The following is a 5,111-nucleotide window of genomic DNA, read 5'->3' on the forward strand; positions in this document are numbered from 1 at the left end:
CTTCAGTTTATAACTCATACCTTTAACTGTCTCTCTACCTGTATCATATTTGATATTTACCCCAAAATCAAATTTTTAAAATAATGTCATTTTATGCGCTTGAAAAATAAAATTTCTCGGGTCTCAAGATGCAACTTTTTAAAATCCAAGGACAGAGGAACAAGGTAATCTTGGAGCAATTGGTCCCAAATTTTGCAATTATGGAGGAACCCTCTAATGATTCCAATTTAGTGGTTACTTAGTCAAAATTGCAAAGGCAGCGGGAAAAATCTTCATTGATAGAACCGTTGGATGGCGTAAAATATTGGTTAAGTTTAGATGAACAGAGGGTTAGCCAAGGATATTTTACGTCAATGGCCAACCCGGCAAAAGAAAAAAACCTCCATCTGTTAAGATGAAGGTTTTGGAGGCATCGAGCGGATTCGAACCGCTGTACAAGCTTTTGCAGAGCTCTGCCTAGCCACTCGGCCACAATGCCTTTTTGCAGTGCAAAGGTAATACTTTTTTTATGTTTCAAAAACTAAAAGCTTTATCTTTTGGATTTAAGTATTATGGTCACTTCTTGTACATCCCCTCCAATAGGGGGGTTGATTTTTGAGACTGCAACTTTCACTTTTTTCGCTATGGGTATTTCCGCAAAAATTCTGTTTAGAATGCGCTGTGCCACATGTTCCAATAGTTTGGAAGGAATGGACATCTCTTCTTTTACAATATGGTTTATATGAACGTAATCAACCGTTTCCGAAAGCTCATCGGTTTGTGATGCCTTTTTTAAATCGGCACCTACTTCAACATTTACTTGATAATCGCTTCCAATAATAGTCTCCTCCTTAAGACAACCATGATTGGCATATACTTTTATATTGCTTACCCTTACTTTCCCCAACACATTAATAATTTGTACAAAATTAAATCAATCCAAACTTAAAAGAATGGATTTTATAAATATTTTAGGGTTGCAATTGCCAAAGGCATGGTGTTAATAGGTACATCTACAATTACTAATACCTTGGAATAGGTCTAATCCAATGGTTACCACATGGGTACCGGTGCTATAGCCTAATATTTCATTAAGAATGATCTGGTAGGAATACCCAAAGTAGAAATTACTTTTCTTAAGTCCGGCCAAAGGAGCTATGTACAGTGGCCGACCTATTTGATCATTTAAAAAACGATAGGTAACCCCGGCGTAGTAGTAATCCTCAAAATCATACCATCGGAATTTTAGGTTTAGATCTGCCTCGGACCTACCATCACTTTCGAAAATTTTGTACAAAATGGAAGGTTCTATTTCCATATTACTGCTTCTGGATTTTTTATATCTGTATCCAGTATAGGCATAAAAGTTTCTCAGTTTGTTGGGTTCATAGATGGGATCGAATATATATACATCCTTATTGATAACATTAGAGGCGTTTACACTGAAATAAAAGGAATTTTTTCGGTACAGAAGTCCTACGTCAAAGTTGTGGTTGGATGTGGATCTATCATCGGTTACCCCTGGATCAAAACCGGCATCTATAAATTCCTCTACATCCAATCTAAATTGATTAAAATTATATGAAATACCAAAGGATAAAAATTCGTCCTCATAGCGGTTCAAAGTCAAATGGTGCGCAAAGGATATCCGTGCACCTTGTTGTTTTGTATAACCGTTGGTATCGTTGTAAAGAAATAATCCTATTCCTGATTTTTCCCCTAACCTCATATCGGCTGCCAAGGATTGGGTTCTTGGCGCATCCTTAATTCCAACCCACTGTGCAAGTCCGTTCAACCTAATTTTCACATGGTCACCAATACCTGCGTACGTTGGGGAAAGTACAAAAGGATTGTCTGCCAAATATTGTGAAAGCTGGGGCGAATTAAGTTCTTGGGCACGAGTGATCAAGGTACTTAAAAGTAACACAAAGATTAATAGTTTACTGCGCATTGTAGATTTGGTTAAGTTCTTTATCTATAAAGTGTGAAATGTCCAACAAATTCCCTGTCATCTTCTTCTCCTTTAAGTTTTATGACATACCAGTAATCGCCGGTTGGTAACTCGGTTTGGTGGTATAGTCCATCCCATCCTTGGTCATTGAGACCCATTCTGTAAACCTCCCTACCATAACGGTCAAATATTATGGTTAGTATTTTTGGGAAGCCTTCTTGATTCTTAGGTCTCCAGAAATCATTTTGTCCATCACCGTCAGGGGTAAAGAAATTGGGGATTTCTATGTCGATGAATTCCATGAATATTTCTGCAATTGCTTCACATCCGTTCTCATCCACAACCCTAACTATGTGGGTTTTTGTTTCTGTTATGTAATGCGTATTATCCGTACCATTGTCCTTATCATTAAAATAGAAGGTATATTCCTCTTGGCCACCTGTGGCAACAGCCTTAATTTCATTGATGTTTCCTGGTTCCAAGGTTAGAACCAGTGGTTCAAAATTCTCTATTTCAAAATCTATGGTCAGTACACAACCATTGGCATGGGCTATGGCGATGTAGTGGTTCCCAGGAGCAATATTGGTAAAATTGGGTTCCAAGACCATATCATTTGGATCAGTGGAGTCCAGAGCATACATTACATCTGGGGCAACGGTTGGGTCTTCCAGTACCAGATCAATTGAATTGTTAGGGATGTTACCGGTACATTCATACATAGGGGTTACCGTAGCATTCAAGATTACTCCCGGATCAATGGTTACCGCCATGTTGATCATACAGTCCTGTGAATCCTTTACAAATATGGCATAAGTTCCAGCGGCCAGATTGGTAAACATGGTTCTATCCAAGACAAAATCACTATCAGTAGTAGAGTTTATACTTGTTCTATAAGGTGCAGTTCCACCAGAAATGGTCAAAGAAATGCTTCCATCCTCACTGCCAATACATATTTCGGGTGTAGTGGTCGGTACTGCGGTTATGATTGCCGGTTCTGTTATGGTATATCTCAATTGTTCAAAACATCCATTTATATCCTGTGCTATTACGGTATAGTTACCAGGAGCTAGATCGGTAAACGTATTTACCGTATCAAATTTGTCCAAGTTGGGTGAAATGGCATATTGATATCCACCTGAACCACCACTCAAGGTAACGGTTATACTACCGTCATTGGCACCATTACAGGTGACGTTCATAAAGGAATCGTCCACAACCAAGGGTGTTGGTTCTGTTATTCTGTTTTCGTTGGACACCACTACACAATCATCGCTGGTAACCCTAACCCAGTAGCTGCCCACTGTTAGGTTTCCGAACTGACCGCTTGTTTGAGGTCCGGCAATGCTGTTTGTCAAGGCGGCATCGGTAAACAGTTCATAGCGGTAATTACCCAGACCACCATCTGCTTTGGCGATCAATATAGCGGTATTATCACCATTACAGTTGATGACCGCTGCGGAAGTATCCATAGTCACCGTTAAGGGTTCAATGACATCTTCTTTTATTTGGTTTGATAAAATTGACGAACATCCAAAGGAATCCCTTACATAATATCTATAGGTTCCTGCAGTAACAGTGAAGCTGTGGGTATCACCACCGCTCATTGGGAAATAATTGATGCCGTCTTCACTATATTCATAAGGACCAGTTCCGCCATATGCATTTAAGAGCAATTCTGCGTCGTTTAAGCAAGTTAATGGACTTGTCCTTATCAATGAGGCATAAACTTCTGTAGGATCGATTATAGTGGCCTGTACGGTTTCAACATCACATCCCCAACCATCGGATACTGTAATTGTATAAATACCTGATTTTAGGTTGTTGAAAATAGGACTAACCTGTCCGCCAGAGGTGTAAACAATGTTACTACCTGTTGCGTCGTACACATTTAATTGATATTGGTATATACCTTCACCGCCAGCCATATTTATAGCGGTCAATGCACCATCACTATCCCCGTAACAATCCAATGTTGTGGATAAAGGAGTGATATCTGCAGTAATCGGTGCAGGTTGTACCAAGGTTTCGGTATCGTTAAGGATACAGCCATTGGCATCTGTAATCTGTACTGTGTAGTTCCCTGCTGATAGATTTCCAAATACCATTACGTTAACATCGGTGGCATTGTATACCTCTGAGGTGGTGGTATTGGTAAGTACAATATCATATGGACCATAACCTCCACTAGGGTCTACTATTATTTCACCTTCATCATTGGAACAGGTTACGTTGGCTATTGGATCTACAATAGCGGTCAGTGCCCTATCCGGAGAAATTATTCTTACTGTATTGGAATTCTCAAAACACAATGGAACATTGGTCTCGGTAACCCTTACGTAGTAGTTACCTCCCGTAAGCCCATTAATGGTCAATGGGTTGGTGGATGTATTGGCCGATCCGGTAATTGCGGTGGCTACACCTGCACTGGTATAAACAGTGTAATTATATGGACCCGAATAACCACTAACATTAATCTGCAAAGCACCATTATTATCCCCAAAACAGGTCACAGGTGTAATCGCCGTAGCAGTCACTTTGATCAAATCATAAGGAGCGATCGTGTAAGTTGCGGTATCCATATAACATCCTGTTGCGGTATCGGTAACCCTAAAGGTATAACTTCCTACAGCGGTCAGATTAAATGTGGCACTGTTATAGGTTGGAGTTCCTGTTTGTATAGCATTGGTATTGCCAACAGGTAACAACTGATAGCTATAAACATTGGCCGCATTGCCATTGTCGTTTACTGTTATGGTTACTTCTTCTGGTGCTGCACAAGATATTGCAGCATCCTGGGCCAATGTAGCCGTAAATTTGTTCAGAGCGCTAATGTTCACTGTGGTAACATCGGTACAGCCGTTATCATCCTTAATGGTAACTGTAATAATCCTATCGGATCCATTATCGGTTATATTGAAGGTATTAGATGTAAAGAAGTTCACACCATTTATGCTATAGGTATATGGTGCTGTGCCTCCTGATCCGACTGCGTTTATCACTGCTTGCGATGCCTGGTTATTGGCATTACATGCAAAACTGGTAGCGGTAGCGGATACGTCCACTGTAGTAGGTTCACCGATGGTAACGGTCTGCATGGTAAAGCATCCCCTATCGGAGGTTACGGTTATGTCGTAGTTACCTGCGGTGAGACCTGTGAACAGGTTAGTGTTCTGTGTGGTCG

The 5,111-nt window shown here is 40.3% G+C and carries 3 protein-coding genes and 1 tRNA gene; all 4 read right to left on the bottom strand.

Annotation, left to right across the window (positions count from 1 at the left end):
• Window positions 1-404: 404 nt before the first annotated feature.
• Window positions 405-478: transfer RNA gene (locus tag MWU84_RS23480), tRNA-Cys, on the bottom strand.
• 51 nt (window positions 479-529) lie between these two features.
• Entirely contained in the window at window positions 530-886 is a 357-nt protein-coding gene (gene folB, locus MWU84_RS23485; RefSeq protein ID WP_246906438.1) for a dihydroneopterin aldolase, read from the bottom strand.
• Window positions 887-979: 93 nt separating this feature from the next.
• A complete protein-coding gene (locus MWU84_RS23490; RefSeq protein ID WP_246906440.1) occupies window positions 980-1,930 on the bottom strand; it encodes a type IX secretion system membrane protein PorP/SprF in 951 nt (316 codons plus the stop codon).
• A 20-nt stretch (window positions 1,931-1,950) separates the two neighbouring features.
• A partial coding sequence (locus MWU84_RS23495) for a T9SS type B sorting domain-containing protein (protein WP_246906442.1) occupies window positions 1,951-5,111 on the bottom strand: 3,161 nt, incomplete at its 5' end.

It is taken from the genome of Arenibacter sp. F20364 (assembly GCF_023015905.1).
In the GTDB taxonomy this organism is placed as follows: Bacteria; Bacteroidota; Bacteroidia; order Flavobacteriales; family Flavobacteriaceae; genus Arenibacter.